Raw genomic sequence first — 22,228 nt, 5'->3', positions numbered from 1 at the left:
ATCGGAACGCTGTTATTCTCATAAAAACCGCTATCCGCGGTCTTAATGTCCAAATCCGTAAACGGTTCTTTAATCGACATCAATTTCCTCCGTGTTGTCGATTTGATAGGGTGGAAGGCCGTTCTGTTTGCTGGCTCTTCTCTTATGTTTTTGCGGTGATCGCACCGGTCGTTCAGGCGCGCGGCTTTAAATCCTGACCCACTCAGGTTCTGTCGCGCCTTGAATTTTTCCTTGTGATTTCGATGTTAAACGGACACCGAAAAGGCGTCTGTGGTTATGTGGGTTGGTTGGGAAGGCTAGACACTCTTTGCGTGTGTGGTGCTCCGGATTCCGACCTTTTCGGTCGCAATGACGACGGATTCTGCGAGCCTTATTGCCATAAAGGGGCGTTTTGACTGATCGAATTCGTCGAAAACGACATAGTGGCACGTCACACGCAGCGTATGCGAGTGCTAGTTTGGCGGCATTACCCAACGGGACGCTGTTCAGGGCGCCGCCTGCGCTTATAGTCTTTGCCAATACACTCTGGTCGTCTTGAAGAGGAGTGAGGGCGTGGATCACAATGTCGATATGCTGATCATCGGGGCCGGGTTTTCCGGGCTGACCATGGCGCTTGAGGCGCGCAAACGTGGCCTCCGCAACATCGCTATTCTGGAAAAGGCTGGTGATATCGGCGGGACATGGCGCGAGAATACCTATCCCGGTGTTGCCTGTGATATCCCCTCGCACCTTTATTCGATGGCCACACACATAAACCCGAACTGGAGCCGCGCCTATGCGGAAGGAGCCGAGATTCAGGCGTATCTACAGGATGTTGCGCGCAAGGAAGGCCTTTACGACCTCTGTCATTTTCAGCAGGAGTTGAAGTCGGCCAAATGGGATGGCACGCGCTGGCAAGTCGAGACGGAGTCGGGGCAGAGCTGGTCGGCGCGGTTTCTGGTCTCGGCCATCGGTGCGTTGCATCATCCCAGTATTCCGGACATTGCAGGGGCCGACAGTTTTCCGGGCCCGACGTTTCATTCTGCGCAATGGGATCACAACGTCTCGGTCGCGGGTAGGCGCGTGGCAGTGGTCGGAACGGGTGCCTCGGCGGTGCAATTCGTACCAGAGATCGCCAAAACGGCCCGCCATGTCACGATTTTCCAACGCAGCGCGCCTTATGTTCTGCCGCGTCCTGACGGCCCGATAGCGCCTTGGGTTCGCAGGCTTTACGCGCGGATTCCGTTGTTGCCGCGACTGCGGCGCAAGCTGATCTTCGCGGTTTTTGAATACCGCCATCGAGTGTTCCGCGGCGATCCGAAAATGGTGCAATATGCCATGAAGTTGTGGCGAAAAGAGCTTGAACGCGCGATCTCAGACCCTGCCGAAATCGAGAAGCTGACGCCAGATTACCGGATTGGCTGCAAGCGGATCCTCAGTTCGAACGATTGGTATCCGGCGCTTGCGCGCGACAATGTCGACCTCATATCGCAAGCAGTCCGTTCGATTGAAAGAGACAGGATCATCGCAGCCGACGGCAGCGAAACGCATGCTGACATCCTGATCTGGGGCACCGGATTTCATGTTACTGATATGGTCGAACGACTCGATATCACCGGGACAGATGGGCAGACATTGCGCAATGCATGGGCGGAGGGGATGCAAGCCAATCTGGGCACTGCGATCGCAGGATTTCCGAATTTCTTCATATTGCTCGGGCCGCATACGGGCCTCGGCCACAACTCGGTCGTGCTGATGATTGAGGCTCAGGTCGGCCATATCGGCCGCGTTCTGGACGGGATGCAAAGCCAAGGGCTGGAGGTGGTTGTTCCAGACCCCGCACGGCAAGCCGCGTTCACCAAGGAAATGCAGGACCGTCACACTGACAGTGTCTGGCAGGTCGGAGGGTGCTCGTCTTGGTATCAAGACGCCGAGGGGCGCAACACGACTCTGTGGCCCGGAACAGTTGCAGAATTTCAAAAACGCATGGCACAATCCGGGTTAGAGCAATACGTTTCGGTTCCAGCCGCAGGCAGCGAGGTTTGATATGACGACGCTTCTTATTCTATTGGCCGTCTTCGCGGTGTTTCTGCTGGCAATGAACCTATGGACCCGTAGTCTGATGCGAGAAGGGCTGAAAACCGTTCCACAGATGGGGCAAATCCTTCCGGTGCGCGGTGGGCGCATTCACTATGTCGAAAAAGGCGACCCGAACGCGCAAACCATCGTGATGATCCACGGGCTCGCAGGGCAATTGCAGCACTATACCTACGCGCTTGTCGACAAACTGGCCGAGGAGTACCACGTGATCGCGCTTGATCGGCCGGGATGCGGGTATTCCACACGCGACAGCGCAGATCTGGCCCGACTGTCAGAGCAGGCGCGGATGATTGCCGAGTTTCTTGAGGCCAAAGAGGTCTCTGGCGCGATTCTGGTTGGGCATTCGCTGGGCGGGGCGGTTTCGCTCGCGATGGCGCTCGACTTTCCCGAAAGGGTAGGCGGGCTGGCGCTGCTTGCGCCGCTGACGCAAAAACTGCCGGGAACGCCGGCGGTTTTCAAACCGTTGGAGATTCGCACGCAATGGCTGCGACGCTTGATTGGCGACACGCTGGCCGTTCCCATCGCAGCAAAAACCGCACCGCATACATTGGGCGCAGTTTTCGACCCGGAAACGCCGCCTTCGGATTTTCTGGATCGTGCAGGCGGCGCCCTTGGCCTGCGCCCCTCGGCCTTTGTCACGGCGTCCGAGGATGTGATCGGCGTTGATCTCAGCATCTCCGAGCAAGTCGCCCGCTATGACGCGCTCCGGACACCGGGTGCCATCCTCTATGGTACTGAGGATGCAATCCTGTCGGCCCCTCACCACGGCCCGCCGATGGAGCGCTTTGGGCTGGGATATGAGGCGATTGACGGGGCAGGGCACATGATCCTGATCACCGAGCCTGACCGCTGCGCCGCTTTCATTGCCGGTGTTGCCGCTGGGATTGCAGCGGGTTCTGCTCTTCCGCATGAGGGGCAGCCGACGAACTGAAAGAATCCGCAAGTTGGCGGTGTTTTCCCTCTTGACCCTCCCTGACCGCTCCCTTAAATCGCCTCTCACTCATGGCGGAGTAGCTCAGTTGGTTAGAGCAGCGGAATCATAATCCGCGTGTCGGGGGTTCAAGTCCCTCCTCCGCTACCAAACACCCCTCATGAAACGCCCTAAAACAAATTGCCTTTCACAGGTGACCCGTGCCAGAGCCCCACATAATCCGCGTATGAATGGTATTGAAGGTTCGCCATTCTCGCAGATAGTGATCTGACTAGCCTCAGAGATTGCCCTTTCTTTGATGAAACAGAAGCTAAGCGGCAAACTGGAACTACGAACATCCAAATATTGGAAACCACAAATGAGAATTGAGTGGGTGCAGCCAACATGTATCGCGTGTCTTGGACTGTAGGAATTGAGCTTTGAGTATGTGGTACTAGATAGCCTTCAAGGCATCATGACGTCTCGATTTCTCTCCCGGGAATGCAACAGCTGATTTGGCTCCTCAGTCGAAGGAGCGGTACACCTTGCTCCTGAACGCTGTAGCGCGCGGATCAAACCCCAAGAAAGATGACAAGAACGCAAAGTCGGGTTATTGTGTCAGAATTGCTGACGCAAATGCGACGGTAGTCTTGGTTCGAAGACTCACCGCGAACCAAAGCGTAAACGCGATCCAGGCGGGAAGTTTCTGCCAGGGCACAATCCGCCAAAATCGCACGGTCGGCCAAGAGGGTCGAAGGACGTTCAGTCACGGGCATCTAGATTGGCAGGCGAACGTCAAGAACAGATGCTTGGACGCGCCACCGAAGTTACTTCTGACGAACTGGAAGATGGTAATCCCGCCATCGCGTCATGGTTCATCGACCGGGTTCGACCGCAAGGAGGGTCCGGCCATGTCCGGCTGACTGAAGATACGAGCTTAGTTACCATCAAGAACACTGCCGTACTTAAGAACGCATTGCCATGACCGCTTCTTAAGTTGAAACCAGCTTATGGGATTCCAAGTGGGTGCAGGAATCTCTGGGACGACGCGTGCTAGTTAAGAGCATAAAGGGACTTTCTTTGTTTCGTGCTGAGGTTGAGAAGCTGGGACGAAGCCGCAGCGGCCCATAGGCAGTGAACAACTCTCTAGTGCCGAAACGGGGCTGCTTACGTTATGCAGACAAGCATGACTAACCGAAGTTGGATATGGTATCCGATTGTTGATCTGTCTCGTAGACATGAATGTCGGGCGAAATATTGGAACGGACAAACCCATTTCTGACTTTGAGGCAGTTACGGCTTCGCTGAAAGCAGTTTAAGGGGCTGAAGCGAAACTGATAGTAGTAATTCGGCACTGGGAGCAAACTAGAGCGCTCCTGCCTAAATTCATGTCCGCGCAGTGTGAATTTCATGAATCCAGCCTATTGCTTTCCTCAGCCAAATCAAACCTAGAAGAACATAGCCCTTAGCATTGGCGACCAAAACCGTTGCAGGCGACGATCGCTAGTTGATCCAATGGCTGCTTAGCGCGACAAAACCGCCATCTTTGAAAACTGCTCGAACGCCTGCTCAGAGTCCAAAGCAGGCAATCGGATTATAGACTAAGAAAAACGGCGAAGATGGACTAGCAATAAGTTCAATCATAACAGTGTCATTTGACCGAGAGTCCAGTGGCAGGTCACGAATTCTGAACTAAACTCATTTACTGGCAGACTGCTCGGGGCCGTGCCGCTCAGTAGAGAAATCGATGGATGGAAAGCTTCGCAATGACGCTGCTTGTTCAACAACGTGCTCTTGCCTTGGTCTATCAGCGAGAGAAGTTGCTGAAATCGGAGGGTTCACTGATCGGTTCGCACGAGGCGTTCTAACAGGGCGTAAGTCCTTCCCCCTATGCAACAAGATCGGGTTGTAGCAGTTTTTCAAGGACTACAAGTCGATCATCGAAACCATGAAGGCCGAAGTACGCGCTGGCGAAAGGTCTTTCTACATCTACCGAACCAACGAACAGCTTCGAACTTCGCCAGTCGGTGACACTTGGCCTGCAGTCGACATCGCCAACGCTTAACCGTTGGCCTCGAACCACGCAGCGCATCAAAAATAAAGTGTCCTGATCTTAGTAATAAAGACGTGCTAATTAAGAGCAGCTTTAAGGCGCGCAAAACTACAGAAACACCGCTTTGAGTACTCAACTTTTCTGATCGACCCAGCAGCCAACCCGGCAGCTTTCCCGCAATCTTCACGCGCGGCACCCGCCATTTGGAAAGCGGGCCCATTTCTTCCTGAACTCTGCAATTCCGTTCGTTTTGAAGTTGCGGTGTTTAGACGCTCTACGATGTCGGCCTGTAATTCGTCACCCACGGCGTTGTCCGAAATCTGAACATCTCGATAGCTTCGGCACGCGGCGAGTATTTCAGCCAGACCCACTGTGACACGTCTATTGCGCCGATCGGCAGTCGTCACAGCGACCAGCAAATCCGACTTGCCGCGGCTGGATATATTGCCAATCTCATCAACCGGTACGCCAGCAGCCACCAAGGCACGGGCCACCGTGTTCGCTCGCCTAAGGCCCAAATCCTGATTATAGCCCGACGATCCGACTGCATCGGTATACCCAACAACCACCGTCGGCTTATAACTGTTGATTGCTTTTAGACGCTGAGCAATTTGGTCAACCTGCTGTTGCCCCTGTGCATCAAGTTGATCCGAGTCAAAGTTGAAATTGACCGTACCAAACGCCTCCGCTGCTACGGCAACTGGGAAGACAAAGCATGCTAGTATCAGAAAGTTCCGCACGAATTGAATGCACCGTTTCATCTGAACCTCCGCTACAAGGATGACTTCCCAACAATGACGGCGCTCGGGAAACTAAGCAAGTCCAAGGCTTGCTACTTGACGCAATCTGGAAAAACTGTGGAAATGGAATAAGGTATAAATTCATATAACTTGAACCAAACTTTCGAGGTAGTGAATGCACCAGTGGTTTTGGGCTTGCGTTTTAGGGTGTTTCTCACTGGCCGCGGGAGTGAGGACTGCCGAAGCGCTGTCACTTGAGGACGCGATTCTCTTTGTGCTCGAAACGAACCCCGAAATCACTGCAGCGGAAGCGAACAAACAGGCCATTGAGTTCGAATTGCAGCAAGCCCGCAGCTTTTGGGCCCCGCGGTTCGAGATCGACGCCTTTGCCGGAAGCAGCATCAACGATGGCACCACGACGCCGGACTTGTCAGCTGCCGACGGGTGGATCGGGGGGTACGAGCTCGGCATTCGGATGTCGCAGCTTCTGTTTGATGGCCAGGAAACCCGCTCTGAAATCGAGCGACAGGCTTACCGGATCGACGCTGCCGCGCTGAGGGTTCTAGAAAGGTCCGAGGTTCTGTCCCTTGAAGCGGTGCGCCTATATGCGGATGTTTTGCGTGCACAGTCATTGCTGCGTTTGGCGCGCGAGAACCGTGACTATCATGTCGAGGTTTTGAGACGAATTCAGCGCGCCTACGACTCTGGGGTCGTGGGCATCGGAGATCTGCAACAGGCCGAAGAGCGCCTGATTTTGGCTGAAGACACCATCATCTCGTTTGAGCTTGACCTAGAAGACATTCGAAACCTGTTCATTGTGGTCGTCGGGGTTGAGGCCGAGGGTTTGTCAACGGTGCCCGACATTCGCCGCGCATTGCCATCTGATCTGGATGCAGCGCTTCAATTGGCGCGTCGCACCAATCCGACGATTCGCTTCCTGCAGGCTGATGTCGGCTCAGCCGAAGCCCAATCGCGGCGCACAAATGCCAACGCCTATCCAAAACTATACCTCGAGGCGGATGGGCGCGTTGGGGAAGACGTGGGTGGTTATGAAGGCGACGTTGCGGACGCGCGTATCGGATTGGTGATGCGATATCAGTTTCAGGGCAGCTCCAAACGTGCTGCGCGGCAGGAAGAGGTGCGGCGCGTCAGCGAAAGCCGCGCGCGCTTGCTAGCTCAGACGAGGCGGGTGGAAAACGAGGTACGCCAGAGCTATTCGATATATCGTTCTGCCCAGCGGCGCACCAACACCATCAACGCGCAGGTCCAAATCGCGCAAAAGCTGCGGGATACCTATGAGCAAGAATTCACGGTCGGACAACGCTCGCTTCTGGACGTTTTGAATACCCAAAACGCGCTGTTTCAAGCCGAGGCTAATCTGGTGAACGCAAAATCCGCTGAGAACTATGTCAGGTACAGGATATTGGCCTCAATTGGCGTGCTGCTGAAGTCCCTCAACATCGAACCGCCTGAGGACTCGGAGGTCTATGCAAGAGATGAGCTCAACGTTCAGCCACTCAGCCAGACCGGCGATGAGCAAAGACTGGACGCGCGGGCCTTTAAGGACTGGCGCAAGTCGCTAGACTAAACAGCACCCCGCAAATTGGAGAAAGAAAGATCGCAACCGACGAGACGCGAAAACAAGCAGCTAGGGTGCGCATCGCCCCCCGCGTCGTGTCAGGCGAGAACTTCGCTGTTTCAGACAGGCCGGATTGGCAATTCAAGCCAACTCCATCCGATCCTCTCGCTAGCGCTGTGACCGCGTGCATGCGGTTGCGCGGCCGAGACATCGGCGTCGATGTGCTTATCGCTGGTCGTCCTTTGGATGCGCATGGCTGCCTGAACCCTGAACAAGCTATCAAAGCGGTAGAGGCGCATGGATATCGCGCACACCTGTCGCGCCGCGCACTGTCAGCTGTCCCTGACTCAGTTTTGCCAGTCGTGCTGTTCCTGTCCGGGCGCGAAGCCTGTGTGCTTGTTAGTAAGGATAGCGACACTGCCACGGTGATTTGGCCATCTCGCTCGGATGACCCGCTGACACAACCGCTTTCGGAGCTGGTTGAAAATTACGCAGGCCATGTACTGTTGTTGCAAACAGATGCGTCAGCGGAGGTTCGTAACGCTCCGTCAAACTCTCCGCGCCACTGGTATTGGAGCGTGGTGAACAGGTTCTGGGGGGACTATATGCAGGTAATCATGGCGTCTGCCATGATTAACCTGCTGGCCTTGGCGATCCCGCTTTTTACCATGAACGTGTATGACCGGGTCTTTCCGAATGCAGCCTTGATCACGCTTTGGTCTCTGGTCGCGGGCGTTGGTCTGGCGCTGTTCGTGGACGCTATTCTTAAGTGGGTGCGTGCGCGGGTTGTTGACAAAGTTGCGCGGCGTGTTGATTTGGCCGTGTCTGCCGAGATTTTCCGTCACATCTCTGATCTACGGCTGGATAGTCAGGGGCAACCTGCCGGTGGTTTAATCAATAACCTCAAGGACTACGAGCAGGTGCGCGATTTCTTTTCGTCGCAAACACTGGCGTCCCTGACGGACCTTGTTTTTGCTGTCCTGTTCATTGGTGTGATCGCGTATATCGGCGGTCCGCTGGCCTGGCCTCCGGCTATTGCACTGGGATTCGTGCTTGTAATGGGCTTGCTGATCATGATCCCTCTGCGGCAGGCGTCGAACTCTGACCGGCATATGACGGGCGTGAAGAACGCGGTCGCGGTTGAGGCCGTAACAGACCTTGAGACCCTAAAAGCTGTGTCTGGTCAAAGTCGCATGCAGGCGCGATGGGAACGAATGGTATCAGAATCCGCGACCACGCAGGAACGCAGTCGCCGTTTGGCCACGCTTGCGACAACAGTAACAGGCTTCGCGCAGCAACTCTCTTCAATCGGAATAATCGTTATTGGGGTCTATCTGGCGCTGGAAGGCAACCTTACGATGGGTGCCGTCATCGCGGCAATGATCCTGTCTGGCAGGGCCATGGCGCCTACAGCCACAATTGCCGGATTGTTCGTTCGCGCCAGCTTTGCCTTTTCCACAATGCGCGGGCTAAATGCACTGATGTCAGAGCCTTCCGACAAGGGTGTATCCGGGACGACGGTGAATGCCCCAGCCGAAGAAGGACGGTTTGAGTTAAAAGCTGTTTCTCTACAATATCCCGGAACCAAGGTTCCGGCCTTGAAAGAGGTCTCGCTCGAAACAAAGCCAATGGCCAAGATCGGAGTGATCGGTCCCGTTGGCGCCGGCAAAACCAGCCTTGTCCGTGTGCTTTCCGGCCTATACGCACCTTCTGAAGGCATGGTGCTGCTGGACGGTTTGAACATAGCACAAATTGCACCTGCCCAGCTTCGCAAAGATATCCAGCTAGTACCGCAAGAGGCCGTGCTGTTTTCGGGAACTTTGGCTGAGAATATCGCGTTTGGTGTACCTCACGCTACCAACGCTGACATCCTGCGCGTTGCACGGCTTGCGGGTGTGGACCGCATTGCGGCCTCGCACCCACAAGGCTTTGGTATGCCCATTACCGAACGCGGTCGAAACCTCTCGGGCGGACAACGCCAATTGGTCGCTTTGGCCCGCGCTTTGCTGCCCCGACCCAGGGTACTTATCTTGGATGAGCCAACATCATCCATGGACACGCAAACCGAAAAGCTATTCGTCGAAAACCTCGCCCGTGTTTTGCAGCATTGGCCCATGACCCTGATCATCTCGACCCATCGCAGTTCATTGCTGGCTTTGGTCGATACCTTGATTGTCTTGGACAACGGTAAGGTCGCCGCCAAAGGCCCTAAAGATACCATCCTAAAGCAACTTGCAGACAACAACGCGAGCGTTCGTGATGAGCAATCGTGATTGGGAATTGGTCGATTTTGCCCAAGGTAGCGAGGCAGCAAGTGTCCGGCGGTCCTCGCGCTGGCTCTTCACGGTTTTGGTTGGCCTTCTGCTAATTGTCGGTTGCGCGCTTCTCTGGGCCTCGCTGGCAAGGATCGAGGAACTGGCCCGCGCAACTGGCCGCGTTGTTCCATCGGGTCAGGCCCGTGTCGTCGAAAGCCTCGAGGGTGGTATTGTCGGCGAAATCCTTGTGCGCGAGGGGGATACGGTTGCAGCCGGGGAAGTACTAGTCCGTCTGGATGATACCAGCTCGGCCGCCAGCCTTGGTGAGCTAAGCGCTCAACAACTGGCCTTGCGCGCCCGCGCCTTGCGATTGGAAGCTGAATTGGCTGGCGCAGAAGCGCCGGATTTTTCGTCGGCTGGCATCGACCCCGACAGTTCGCTGGCTGTGCGAGAAAGTGCGCTGTTTGATAGCCGAACGGCTTCTTATTTGGGTCAGAGCGCTGTTCTGGATGCACAAGTACAGCAACGCGTTCAAGAGATAGCCGAATTGGACGCCGCGCTTGATCGTGTTGCCGAAAACCTCGCTTTGCTGGACGAGGAAATCCAGATTAAGACCGACAGCGGTATCGTGCCCCGCGCTCAGATCTTGCCGGTCGAACGTGAGCGTAGCTCCAAGCGCCAGGAACGCGACGCTCTGAGTGGGCAACGCGAACAAGCCCGCGCAGCTCTGACCGAGGCCGAGGCCCGTGTGACCGAAGCCGAATTGCAGCGCCGGGCCGAGATCAATATCGAACGTTCTGATACGCTCAACCAACTCAGCGTGATTGAAGAAAGCATAAAAAGCGCGACGGATGTCGTTAGTCGGGCGGCGTTGCGCGCACCGGTAGACGGCATTGTCTCGACCCTGAACGTCTACACTATCGGGGCCGTGATCGCGCCTGGGGAGGAGGTTTTGCGCATTGTCCCTGCCGATGACACCCTGCTGATCGAAGCCCGCGCTAAACCCGAGGACGTGGCCTTCCTTCGCCCCGGCTTGCCCGCAAGCGTGAAACTGACATCATTTGATTTCACTGTATACGGCTCGCTTGACGGTCAGGTCACCCGCGTTGGCGTCGATGCCGAGCAAGATGAAGCCACGGGCGAGATCTATTTCCCCCTCGTGGTCGAGACGGAAAGTAACGCTTTGGAAAAGGGCGATCTTCGGTTGGAGATCCGCCCCGGCATGGTCGCTTCGGTTGATATTCTGACCGGCGAGCGCACGGTTCTGGATTACCTTCTAAAACCGTTCCGGAAGGCCCGGTTCGAAGCCCTTCGAGAGCGTTGAGCTCGTTCAAATTACGGCCGTTTGCTGTGCTCCGCTGGCGTCGTTGAAGATGACTTCGATCTGAGCTGCAAAGCCACCACCGGCCACATTGACGGTGGCGACCTGCGATCCGGAGACGTCGAGCTCGCCAGACGTGTTGTCATAGGTGACCTCGGTTCCCAGGTTGACCGGATCAACGCTGACCAAGGCTGTGAGGTCAATCTGATCGCCTGCCACCGGTCCTTCGTAGTCCGTAATCACATCGGACAGGGTTAGATCAGTCAGGACGAATATGTCCGAACCTGTTCCACCTTCGAGTGTGTCTGTTCCCAGGCCGCCGTTCAGAATGTCAGCTCCTTCGCCGCCGGTTATGGTGTCATTCCCAGAACTGCCTATTGTCCAATCCGCTCCGGCGCCCAGATCAACACTGTAGCCCTGAGCCGAAGTCGATAGGTTGATGAAATCGTCACCGCCAAGCAGGCTGAAACCCTCGATCTCGGCATAAGGAGACGTTGCGGACAGCACGACCCCATCACTTCCGGTTGTGCCTTGCGCGATATCAGTGCCACCTACTGCACCAGTGACGTCGCCCAAAAGATCGCGCGGCGCACCTCCGGGGTCGGTGATTGTGGTGCCCGTGCTTTCCATCTGTAGAGTGTCGATATCCAAGTTCGCCTGCGCACCGGTCCTGGCAGGTCCCGGGCCGCTGTCCACGATGTCATAGGTCAGAACCGGGGTACCCACATACGCGTTCGGCACCGTAATCTGCACGCCGGTTGCTTGCACATCTATAGTGACGTCAGTGTCTGTCGTCGCAACATTCGCGACGCTCAGAGGTTGATCCGGGTCGCTTGCATTGGACAACAGAGTCGCAAAGTCGATGAAGAAAACCGGATCTGTCGAGGTCACACTGACCGGGCCGGACACAACAGGCTGATCGTTGACATCAATCGTGAAGCTGTCACTTGGCCCGGCGCCATGGTTGGTTGAAACTGTGACGGTGCCCTCAACAGCGCCTGCAAAATCCGCTGGTAGGGTTATCGCCAGCGCCGCGACCAACAAGGCGAAATCTGCCGGAGATGTCGCGCCCCGTGACAGGGTCAAGGTCTGGCGATCCGCAGACAAGCTTCCGGACGACGATGTAGTTCCCACAGGAAGTGGAGCCGTGAATTGAACCACGACCTGTTCCAATGTTTCAGATGGCGTGGCCTGTGTGTCCGTAACCGTGGCGGCAATGCCGAAGTCAACCTGAATGGGGTTGCCTGTCTGTGGCGCAGTTTGCGGCATCGGGTCGATAGTGACGGTCAGATCCAACTCGCCATTTATTTCGATAGTGAAATTGCCGGTCTCATCGCCACCTTCATTTGTAGTCACCTGCAGGGATCCGTTCAAAGGCGTCCCGTTGGTCGCAAAATCCGCCGGGAAATTCACTTGCAGCTGATTGAAGTCTGCCAGACTGCCGCTGAATACCAAATTACCTGTAACTGCGACCGGAGCGCCTGCACCGATCTGATAGGTGGTGCCCGCTGGCACCCCGACGATGGTGTAAGTGACAGAGTCGACGACCTCTGACCCGTCTGTATCTGTGACCGTGATGTCGAAGTCTCCGGCGGGTGAATAGCTGACCACGTCGTCGGTTTCGGTCAAGACGACATCGGGGTCAGTGACAGTAACCACAAGGTCCGGCGCCGGCGTGATCGTCAGGTCGATTTGCGCAGGGGCCGAAGTTTCGCTGTCCGAGAACCCTCCACCAACTGCCGTATCGGTAGAGATCGCGACCACCTCAAGGGATATGTCCCCAGCAAAATCTGGGGGTGGATCAAACGTCACTGTGCCATCGGGCAGAAAATTTGACGTTGCAGTCGCCCCACCCGGAACGCCCGTCAGAGTCACTATGCCTCCAACCACTGGCTGTTCGACACCATCTAGCAGAACCCTCCCACCGGCCGGCACTGAAATCTGGAATTCCATAGTTTCATGGAAGTCAGGAGTCGAACCCCCAATGTTCAATTGGTAGGTCGTCCCATCATCCTCTTGTCCTGTAGTTGGAACGGCCTCGACCTCCACCGTTGGAACATCCGCATCTGGTCGGACGACAACTAGAAAGTCTGTAGAGCCACTTGCGCTGTCAGAATTTGCAAGCTCCAGCGTGTTCACAGTTAGCGTCAGTGGAATTTGTGACGGCAGCGTCGGATCCAACGCATCCGGAGTGCGTGCGTGCTCGTCCCTTAGCCTGATTTGAACTTGCGACCAAGCCGCAGGAGTGATTGTGAAACTGCCGTCCCCATTGTCGATAAACCCGCTGGAAGGGCCGGTTACTTGAAGGTAACTCGGCACTCCGGACAGAACCAAGGTGACTTCCTCAGAGCCGTCCTGATCCGGAGAGTCTGCGTCGATCACATCGTCCAATGTGAATGGGATGTCTTCAATGATGGTGATCACCGGCGTCGGGCCGCTCAGATCAACATATGGTTGGCCTGTGTCCGGGTCGGTTGGCGTTTGATCGAAATCGAAAACGGGCGTGTCAGCAACCGGGATGATGTTCAGGGTGCGCGTGATTGTGTTCGACAAGGTCGATCCGTCGACATCTTCGGTTGTCGCTGTAACCCGGTATTCCAACGGGCCACTGTAGTGCTCGGTTGCTGTGATCTGAACAGTTGCCAACTGCGCTGGCGTCACGGTGTATGCGATGAACCCGCCTGCCACTGGCGTGCCGGTGATGGGGTTGCCTGATCCGTCCAGCAATTGACCACCATTCGCGCCATCGATTTCGATCACGATGTCACCGGTCAGTCTTTCACCCGGATCGATGCCGTTGATTTCGATACTCGGGGAGAACGGCGTATCTTCGAGAACAGAATTGCCACCGGTCGTAGTGATATCCGGGCCGTCGACCACGGGATTGATTGTGATGTTAAAGGAACTGGTCGCACTGTCGGTCGTGCCGCAGGTGAAGTTGTTCAGCAGCATGAAATAATCAAGCTGGTTGAGGTTGTCATACGGATCGTCAGGGCCAAATGTCTCGCCATCGGGGAATGGGTTGACCGGGCTCGACTGGTGTTCGGGCGGGGTAAACAAAAGAGACCCTGCCGTTTGAGTTGGATCGCTCGGATCCACGCCCAACGCCGCTATGTCGATAGCAAAAAGTCCCGTTACCGGATCAAACAGAACGGCGCCGGGAGGATCACTGCTTAGGGAAGAGCCTGGCGGGAGGTCAATTCCAAGCCCGAAATCGCCGGTGACGCCGTTGGGTAGGTTCGCCAAATCGTCGATACTGTCATAGAACGGAGGTGCAGGTGTGATCTTGAGCTTAAAGGCAATCTCGGTATCTTCATCGCCACTGCCAACCAGTTCAAGAACAGGAAGCGGCAAGTCTTGTTCGGGCGTACATGGATTGCCACCACCGCCGTCAGGGTCAGGTACAACCACGATGGTGAAGTCTTCAGAGACTGTCGCCCCTCCAGGCTGTGCATCGATGGCTGCGATAATCTCTTCAGCTGTCAGCCCGGCAAAATTGGGGGGGGTGTAGTCATCCTCGACTACGATGGCGTTGAAGGTCATATCGTAGTAGGTCGGTTGGCTCACATCCACCGGAACGAACTCAAGGTTCGGCAATTCGGTAGCGGTGACAATGTAACTGGTCCCGGTGCCATCAACGGGCGTTGCATTCGTGAAAGCTGTTGCCGGATCAACCCCTGTGATGATGTAGTACAGCGTTTCCGAGCCGTCGAAATCCGCGTTGGGCGCGCCCTGCGGCACCAAAATTTCAGTCATCTGACCCGTCAGCGGCGTCACATCTTGGGAGAAGGTGATCAACTCGTTCTGTGAGATTATGCCGGTGTCGATAGTGAAGATGCTCAGCCGTTTGTCCAACTCGAACGGTCCGTTGTCGAAACCAGCATAGCCAAAAATGCGATCCGAATTTTCGATGCCATCCACGGTTTCAGTTGGCCGGAAGATTGGGTCAATCAGTGCCGGATCCTGAGGGAATGCGGTTTCGTCTTGAACCGTTATGATCGGGTCGTCGGCAACCCCTTGGACGGTCAGAGTTGCGGTGCCGGTTCCTATCTGAACCTGCGTCGGGTCGAGCGTCTCAAAGTAGATCAATGAGACGTCAAAAACGAAGTCCTCATTGCTGTCCTGGCCGGGCAAAACCCAAAGATTGGAGGCCTGGGCAATGTCCAGTTCCAGCGACCCACGCGGCCCGACAAAGATTGGGACCAGTTCAGCCGAACTAGGATCGCCCGGAGGACCATCGAAGAATTGCGGTACGCGCCCACCTGAATCCGCGATGATGTTGCTGATGATGACAACATCTAAGATCGCTTCGGGTGAACCGGGTGAGTTCGTTGGATTGTCGATCAGGTTCCCGTCTATTGGGAAGAAGACTGCCTGATCTTCCAATGTCGCGTAGGATTCGCTCGGGTCGCCGCCATCGATCACAGGATCAATGAACAAGGTCTCGGGCAATGTTGTCACCCGTGTGCCGCCGCCATCCGCTTCGGTGGTAACCACTTCTACATTCACCGCGACTGGACCCGCATAATGCAGCGGTATCCCGCGGGCTTCGGCCTCGAGCCAGCCACCATTTTCAAGGCTCCAGGAATTGAATCCCGGTGGCGTGTTCACCTCGGTCAACGCGGCTGGAATCTTTGGCCCACCCGGATTAGCGGGATCGGGTACGAAGATGGTAATGCCATTCGGGACGTCCCGCAGAACGACAGCTGTGATTTCCTCACTTCCGTCTTGATCCTGTATCGTCGGATTGAACGGAATCTCCCAAACACCACCCGCTGCGTCGATAACCGCCTCGTTGCCTTCGGGCAAAGTCACGATCACGGCAAAGTTGTTAACCGGATCGACATCGACATCAAATGTCGCGTCGGATGCCTGATTGTCCGTGGTGACAGTATTGGTGTCTAGTGTGGTCAAGGTGATCGTCAGATCATTGCCAAAGAAATCCCCGGCAGAGGTAAAAGGATCCGTGTTGGTGCGGTCGATATCGTAGTCTTCATAGAGTGTTGGCTGAAGCTGCAGGGCTCCCTCAAAACTGGTCACATCGGGTACGAATGTGATCGTCAACTCACCCGTCGCCGTGTCGTAAGTCGCGCTGTCAATCTTGTCCAACTCCGACTGTGCCAATGGGCCAGTACCGTCAGAGGCGAAGAAGGCGGCAGGATCGACGTCGGCTCCATTTAGGAAATCCGCAATCCAGTCAGTTGGCACATTGCCGATGACCAATGTGCTGAACTCTTCGGACCCATCACTGTCGGGTGTCGAGGCATCCAGACCCACAAACAACTCGACCTGCCCGGGGCCCGAGCCGTCAGCGGTGCTTTCAAGCAGCGTCAAGATCTCGGACCCACTGACGGACCCGTCTTCGACACTGGCTGAGACCGATGTCGGGCTGCCCGACGCAACTTCAGCCGCCGTCAACACAAACACCGAGGCCGTCAGGTCAGCTTCGGCCCTTGGGTTTACAGTTTGGGTGATCTGGAAGGTGCCGGTGTTAAAATTGTCGGACGTGTCATCCTCGACATCACCCGTTGTGGTCTCGTTCCACGCCAGCGTGCCGTCTAGTGTCAGAACTCCGCTGAAATGCTGTGGCACAACCGTCTGCAAAGACTCGATGGCAGAGGTGAATTGCGCCTGCGTCGCTCCAGACGCGGGGCTCAGGCTGTAAGACACACTGTCTGCGGTCGATCCGGTCTGCGTGATCGTTACGAAGCCAGCCAAGGCTGAGTCGCTGACGCGCAGTTGCAGTTGGCTGGTGTCTGAAGGGTCGAATACGTCGCTCGCCGTGACAACGCTGATCGTCAGATCGAGCGCTGATATAGTTTCGGACCCATCGTTGTCCTCAAACGCTGTGCCTGAAATGTCGACATCAATCCGACGTCGACCATTGACGTTCTCACGTGCTGTGATGTCAGCTACCGCAAAGCTCAGATCGTCAACAATTGCGTCTACGTCTACGTCAACGCTGTCTGTTGCCGTTTGTGTATCTGTTGGCAGTGTCGCCGCCTGATCCACGGACGTTACCGTCGCTGTCAATTCCCCTGCGACGATGGTTTCGACATCTCTGTCGTCATTCTCCAATGGAGTGACCCGCAAGGCCCCATCGAAATCTGTAACGCCCGGTGCCAGCGCTATTGTCAGCGTCGTCCCCGACAGCGTAGCCGAGGTGATCTGGCCCGCACCCTGTTCGAACAACGCAAGATCGACCACCCCTCCGGTGTCAGCAACCCATCCAGTGGGCATGTTTTCGATCACGATCTGAGTCAACGCCTCGGAGCCATCTTGGTCCGGCGTTTCCGCGTCGATCAAAAGAAGGAACGAGCTGTCCTCATCAACAATGAAATTGTCCGGCCCAAGCTCGTCCACGTTCAGCGTGCTGTCGTCAACCGACAGGATGATTGTTGGCTCGGCAACGGGGGTCACGTTCAGTTGGAAGCTTTCGGTCGTGACGTTGGGATCACCTTCGTCGGTGTCTACGGTGACAGTAATGTCAATGACGCCGGAATAGTGCGTTGGCAGGCCGATTACGGCCAAGCTCTGCAGCTCGGCCACTGTTCCGGTCCACTGAGTGTTGCCCGCATTTAGAACCGTGCCATCGCTGAGCACGGTATCTCCGCTGGGCAGATTGGCGAAATCCAGTGTCAAAGAGGTGATCGATTCAGACAAGTCGATATCCGTAATATCAACGTCGAGATTGAGCGGGATCGGCGCGCCCAGATCCTCAATTACAGTGATGTCCTGAGCGGTGATTTCAACGTCCTGCTCAGAGTTTACCGTGACCGTGAAGGTTCCCGTTTCGATCCCGTCATCTGGGCCAGTATCCGTTTCACCGGCCAGCAAAGCCTCATCCGTAGTGAAGGTCGCACTGCCGGTGATTGGGGTTGTGGTTGAAAAATCATCGGGCAACCGGACGACCAGGTTTTCATAGTCGGCCAAGCTGAGACCCGTGAGAGTAAGATCCGGACCCGGCAGCGCCGCAAGGAACGACACTCCATTGTTGATGGAGTACTGTGTTCCAGGCGGTATGCCATTCAGTGTAACATCGACAGTCGCAACCGACTCAGATCCGTCTGCATCTGTTGCCTGCCCGGTAACGGCGTCGGCCAACCGAAACTCTAGTGGGGCAGAGGTCGTACTGTCTTCGTCAGTATCGCCGGGCGCGTCGTTTTCGTCCAGGACCAACGCTCCGGGACCGGTTAACTCAAGATCACCCTCGGCAGACAGGTTGATGACCAATATCCCGTCGTCGACCCCGCCTTCATTGGTGACCGCAACGATTAGAGCCTCAAGAGATGAAGCAGGGTTCTGTGTCGAATAATCAGCAGGAAGTTCGATCACTAGATTCTGATAGGTCGCCAGATCGCCAGAAAAGTTCAGTGTCGGGGACGCAGGTCCGAATGTTGAACCACCGTCGGTTGATACGCGCGCCCCCGTCGGCAGCACGTTGAAGACAACCAGTACCTGTTCGACCGTTTCCGACAGGTCGATATCCGTGGCGCGCGGCAGGATGAAACTGGCAGGCGTGACCAGCACAATGTCATCGGTTTCCGCCAGATCGACCGTAGCATCATCAACCTCGACATCGCCTTCGAAATTAACCGTGACCGGGATAAGGCCATTTGTAGTGCCTTGATTGGTCACGATATCCAGTGATGCCACAAGACTCACCAGCGGGCTTGTCGTAGAGTAGTCGGTCGGAAAGATCAGACGCACATCGCGGGGGTCTGTCCCGGTTCCGTCAAATTCGAACAGAAAGTCCACCGTCCCGTCGGGGTTGGTTGTAAACGAACCAACCGGATTGCCTGCTCCGTCAACTGCTTGCGTGCCGCTCGGCAGGCCGCCCAGCGAGAAATCCAGCGTTTGGATAGTCTCATCGCTTGGAATCTGTACGTCTATGAAAGCAGACAGCAGCACCTCTACTGGCGCATCAGTTTCGGTGGCAATGACCTCACCGCTGATAACGACATCCGAAACAGGCTCAACCACAATGATCTGCGGTGTAGCGACCTGGCCTTCAGGCGTTGTAACGGTGATCGTGCTGGTGATCGTGCCGTTGTAGTTTCCGGGCAGGCCGAGGCTTAGGGCTTCGGCATCGGCAACTGTACCTGTCCAGATACCTGTCCCTGTATCGTAGGCACCCGTTGTAAAGGTCGTGCTTGCTGGGATGCCCGTAAATGAAATCGAAACACTGGCCGAGAATGTGCTCCCGGGTGTCTCGGTTTCGGACCCATCTATGTCAGTGATGTCGATGTTGATCTGCAAGTCCACGTCAACACCGGCAGAGCTGTCGGGGACGCCACCATCTTCCTGAGCTTCAATCAGCAGAGGAGCGTTCAGCTCTGCGTCCAGTTCAAAGTCGATATCGACGACGCGGGTCGCGGTTGCTGTGCCGTCGATGGCTGTATCAGAACCGGGATCCTGATCTTCGTCCGTTTGCACATCCAGCGTGAAGGTCAGTGGCAAGGTGTTCGAGCCGTTGGTCAGATCGGCCCGGTTCGCAGTTGAGAAGTCCTGCGGCAAAGTCAATTCGAACGCGTCATACGCGGCCAGAATATCCGCGATAGAGGCCGAGCTCATCGTGAGCGTCAGCGTGGCTGCGCCAGTTGCCGGATCATCTGAAATCGCCAACACCGCCCCGGCCGGGGGTGTGATCGCCAACGAGGCCACAGTTGATCCTGCCGGAAGACCTTCGATTGTCAGGACCAATTCTTCCAGATCTTCCGAACCGTCCGCATCCGTTACAACTGGTTCTAGCAGGTCGGACGGAGTGATTAGAGTGGGAGAGTCTGTTTCATCTGGTACGGTGTCTGGCTGTGTGTCATCTATGAACACGTCCCCTTCGGCGCCGATGATAATATCGAACGTATCCGAAACCGGGTTGGTCAGAAGTCCGCCTTCCCGCGTGGTTACAGTCAGGTCGGCTGTTAACGTTGTTGGCGGGCTTTCGGTTGAGAAATCCGTCGGGAAGATCAAGCGTACGCCGGCAGGATCAAACGCCGACGTATCGACATCGTAGTTCAGTACCAAATCCTCGGTCGCACCAGCACCCGGCGTGATAGTTCCGATGTCATTGCCGTTCTCATCGACAAGGCGAGTACCTGTTGGCAGGCCGTTGATGCTCAATTCAAACTGCGCCAGATCCTCGTCGGGGTCATCAATGCGAATTTCGACAAAATCCGAAATTCTGACGTCCAAAGGCGCATCTGTTTCCTGGGTAATGATGTCGCCGACAATTTCCACATCCGAGGTCGGAGTGACCACGATCTCTTGGTCTATGGTTTCGCTACCCTCGCGCGTCGTCACAGTGACCTGAGTATTGATCTGACCCGAATAGTCAGGCGGAAGCGAAAGGATCAACGCTTCGGCTTCGGGGACTGTTCCAGTCCAAACTGTTCCGTTCAAAACGCCGCCGTTGACCGTTGTGCCCGGAGGCAGAGTGTCAAACCTCACTTCGACTGTTGCACCGAAGACTGGGTCAGTGGGGTCTTCAGTTTCCGAGCCATCCTGATCGTCGATCGTAATTTCGATCCCAAGATCCACATCAACGCCGACACTTGCATTCGGGTTGCCGTCGTCTTCCTCGGCATCAATGCGCGCTGGGCCCGACAGATCGATATCTTCCTCGAACCCGATATCGACGACTCGCGTGGCCGAAACAGTCCCGTCATTTGGGCCGTCAATCGCCGCCGAGATGTCTTCATCCGTCTGAATATTAAGCGTTAGACTGATCGGCAACTGCGTGCCAGCGGTCAGATCGGACCTGTTGTCAGTGGAAAAATCCCCCGGAACGGTGATGTCCAACGCCTCATACGCGGTTTGGATATCGGCAACTTGAGTGGCGTCCATCGTGATCGTCAGGGTCGAAGACCCATCAGTCGCGGCGGCGATCGACGCGGTGGCGCCAGCAGGGACCACGATCCCCAAGCCGGCAAGCGTGGACCCGCCTGGCAAACCAGTCACGATCAGCTCAAGCGTCTCGTAGTCTTCCGAGCCATCGATGTCGGTGACTTGAGGTGCAAGAAGATCAGCAGGACGGAACGTTATTGGATCGTCGGTTTCGTCGGGAACGGTGTCAGGCAGCGTGTCGTCGATGATCGCATCGCCCTCGGAAACGACGGTGATCTCAAAGCTGAGCTGTGCCGACCCCAGAAAATTGGTTTCAATAGCAACCGAGGCCGGTAGAGGACCCGGAGCCGTATCCGTACGGCTTTGCGTTGAAAAGTCAGTCGGATAGGTCAAAATAAGTGAATTGAATTCTGCTTCAGACCCGGAAAATGTCAGCGTTGCCAACCCACCGGAGGCTGAGACCTGTCCCACATTCGAGGTTGTACCCGCTGGCAGGTTGGTGACTTGAAATGTGACTAGCGTGACCGCCTCGCCCAAATTGGCCTGTTCAATATTGAACTGTATGAACGAGGATGGTCGCATATCAACCGGGGCATCGGTTTCTCGGGCTATCGGCAGGCCGGATAGCGTAATCGTGTTGTTCCCGGGTTCAGGAACGCCACCATCGTCGAATACTTCAGCGGCAAAGAACCTCTCATCCCGGCGCAACTCGGGCGGGTAGTCGGTCGGCGGCAAAAGCGGATTGTATTCTAGCCCGATCAGCGGATCACCAACGCGCACTGGCTCCTGCTCTCCGGTACCGGGACGAGCGCCGCCGAGGTTGATGATCTGGTCCAGCGTCAAGCTCGGAACGTCGCCCAGCTGAGTCCATTCACCCAAGGCTTCAATAGAGTCTTGCAATCGCGCCGCGCTGAAGGGAAAGCCGTCTGAAAGAATGACAAAGCCGTTATTGGCCCCTGACAACAGAGCTACAGCTTGTCCGTCTTCCGAGATCAGAAACAGATTTCCATCAATAACCACAAACCGCGTCGCGATGAATCCGTCTGGCAGGTTCACCGCCGTTAGGTCATTCGTATCGATGACAAGACGAAACAGGTCTGGCGTATCGACCAAAGCGGATGAAAGCTGCGCCGCCGTCGTTTCGTCGGCGAACTGGTGAGATTGCTCAATCGTGTCCTTGGCCATCGATACGCACCATCTTCAAAAAACACTACGCTATGAGCCGACTATAGTCTCAATCGAACTCAATTATCATTATGTTTATGTTTATTTGATCTCGGACGACGGTTTGGCTGGGCGCGTAACCCTAGGTCAAGATGCCGACCCGCAGAGCGAGGCGCTGCGGCGCGTATTATTTTGGAACGCCTAGAGTAGCCGGGTTCTGTCGTAAATTTCTTTGAGAACCGCATAGACGCAAATGGAGAGGCGGTTGTCCTAGCAGCTAGACA

The 22,228-nt window shown here is 55.8% G+C and carries 8 protein-coding genes and 1 tRNA gene; 7 read left to right on the top strand and 2 right to left on the bottom strand.

All coding sequences use genetic code 11. The annotated features are described in order from the left end of the window. The 4 genes from ACR0AI_RS11845 to ACR0AI_RS11830 form a co-directional block, all read left to right on the top strand. Positions 1-197: hypothetical protein (locus tag ACR0AI_RS11845; RefSeq protein WP_480669585.1), on the top strand; the 197-nt coding region annotated here is incomplete at its 5' end. 355 nt (positions 198-552) lie between these two features. Continuing rightward, positions 553-2,025, top strand: coding sequence for a flavin-containing monooxygenase (locus ACR0AI_RS11840; RefSeq protein WP_480701333.1), 1,473 nt, complete (start codon positions 553-555; stop codon positions 2,023-2,025). A gap of 1 nt (position 2,026) precedes the next feature. Continuing rightward, entirely contained in the window at positions 2,027-3,010 is a 984-nt protein-coding gene (locus tag ACR0AI_RS11835) for an alpha/beta fold hydrolase (RefSeq protein ID WP_480673824.1), read from the top strand. A 73-nt stretch (positions 3,011-3,083) separates the two neighbouring features. After that, positions 3,084-3,160 (top strand) — tRNA-Met (locus ACR0AI_RS11830). A gap of 1,959 nt (positions 3,161-5,119) precedes the next feature. Here the strand turns inward: ACR0AI_RS11830 and ACR0AI_RS11825 are convergent. After that, the gene (locus tag ACR0AI_RS11825) at positions 5,120-5,803 is read right to left on the bottom strand and encodes an OmpA family protein (RefSeq protein WP_480673826.1); all 684 of its coding nucleotides are present in this window, start codon (positions 5,801-5,803) and stop codon (positions 5,120-5,122) included. 208 nt (positions 5,804-6,011) lie between these two features. Between ACR0AI_RS11825 and ACR0AI_RS11820 the strand changes: the two genes are divergently transcribed. From ACR0AI_RS11820 to ACR0AI_RS11810, 3 genes are all read left to right on the top strand, one after another. Then, entirely contained in the window at positions 6,012-7,370 is a 1,359-nt protein-coding gene (locus ACR0AI_RS11820; RefSeq protein WP_480673828.1) for a TolC family outer membrane protein, read from the top strand. Between the two features lie 65 nt (positions 7,371-7,435). After that, positions 7,436-9,634: a type I secretion system permease/ATPase gene (locus ACR0AI_RS11815; RefSeq protein WP_480701331.1), complete on the top strand. Its 2,199-nt coding sequence runs from the start codon at positions 7,436-7,438 to the stop codon at positions 9,632-9,634. Further along, the gene (locus ACR0AI_RS11810) at positions 9,621-10,940 is read left to right on the top strand and encodes an HlyD family type I secretion periplasmic adaptor subunit (protein ID WP_480673830.1); all 1,320 of its coding nucleotides are present in this window, start codon (positions 9,621-9,623) and stop codon (positions 10,938-10,940) included. Before ACR0AI_RS11815 ends, ACR0AI_RS11810 begins: the two co-directional genes overlap by 14 nt. 6 nt (positions 10,941-10,946) lie before the next feature. Here the strand turns inward: ACR0AI_RS11810 and ACR0AI_RS11805 are convergent, their stop codons facing one another. Beyond that, a complete protein-coding gene (locus tag ACR0AI_RS11805; RefSeq protein ID WP_480673832.1) occupies positions 10,947-21,965 on the bottom strand; it encodes a hypothetical protein in 11,019 nt (3,672 codons plus the stop codon). Between the last annotated feature and the right edge of the window lie 263 nt (positions 21,966-22,228).

It is taken from the genome of Ruegeria sp. BG3, assembly GCF_056538485.1.
Note: the sequence above shows the minus strand (reverse complement) of the source record. Positions and strands in the feature narration are given on the sequence as shown.